The 1,212-nt window shown below is 57.0% G+C and carries 1 protein-coding gene; it reads left to right on the top strand.

Annotated features, from left to right (window positions below):
- The first annotated feature begins 85 nt into the window (after positions 1–85).
- A complete protein-coding gene (locus PMM47T1_RS28455; RefSeq protein ID WP_008375906.1) occupies positions 86–1,063 on the top strand; it encodes an IS5-like element IS52 family transposase in 978 nt (325 codons plus the stop codon).
- Positions 1,064–1,212 lie beyond the last annotated feature (149 nt).

The raw sequence follows: 1,212 nt of genomic DNA, 5'->3' as shown, positions 1-1,212 counted from the left end.
AGCCACTGCAAAAATAGCCAACAGCCCGTAGCCTTGGCACACTGAGCACCTTCAACCACCCCCTCTCCGTGAGCCTGTTACGCGCGTGCAGAAGACCTTCTCCGAACTCGAATACACCGGCAAGAAAAAGCAGACTCGTCGCGACCGCTTCTTGGCCGACCTTGAACAGTTGGTGCCCTGGGCGCAACTCGAAGCGCAAGTGGCTCCTTTCTATAGCGACACCACAGGCAAGCGCGGGCGCCCGGCGATCGGGTTGTCGCGCATGCTGCGCATGTATGTCGTGCAGCAGTGTTTTGGTTTCTCCGATGAAGGTACCGAGGATGCCGTCTACGACAGCCAGGCCATTCGTGGTTTTATCGGCATCGACCTGGGCCGTGAGTCGGCACCGGATGCCACCACCCTGCTGCGATTTCGTCGCTTGCTGGAAACCCATCAGCTGACACGAGTGCTGTTTGAAACGATTAACCAGCATCTGGCCAGCCGAGGTCTGCTGCTCAAGGAAGGCACTATCGTCGACGCTACCCTGATCGCCGCGCCGCCCTCGGTCAAGAATCGAGAAGGCAAGCGTGATCCCGAGATGCATCAGGCTAAAAAAGGTAATCAGTGGCACTTTGGGATGAAGGCCCACATTGGTGTCGACGCCACGTCGGGGCTGGTGCACAGCGTAATAGGCACGGCTGCTCACGTGGCGGATGTCACCCAGGTTGATCAGTTGCTGCACGGTGACGAAACCTATGTTTCGGGTGACGCTGGATACACCGGTGCGGCCAAGCGACCGGAGCATGCTGAACGGGACGTTATCTGGTCGATTGCAGCACGGCCAAGCAGTTACAAGCAGCACGGCGAAGGCAGCGTGCTCTATCGGGTCAAGCGCAAAATTGAATATGCCAAGGCGCAACTGCGTGCCAAGGTCGAGCACCCCTTCCAGGTAATCAAGGTGCGCTTCAATCATCGCAAGGTTCGCTACCGTGGGCTGGAAAAGAATACGGCGCAGTTGTTCAGTTTGTTTGGGTTGGCCAATCTGATGCTGGCCAAGCGGTATTTGCAACGGGCGGCGGGATAAATCCGCCTGAAAGACGGGTCTGGCCCGTAAATCAGCAAAATGACGGGAGAAACCTGCCCCCGAAACGCAAAACAAGGTCGGCAGGTTGAAAAAAACGACTTGAAAATGGGGGCGGTGCGAACGGAGTTAATTGTTCAGCGTCTCCCTAA

Origin of the sequence: Pseudomonas sp. M47T1 (assembly GCF_000263855.1) — a bacterium.
Classification (GTDB): domain Bacteria; phylum Pseudomonadota; class Gammaproteobacteria; order Pseudomonadales; family Pseudomonadaceae; genus Aquipseudomonas.
This window is presented reverse-complemented; position numbering and strand designations above follow the sequence as displayed.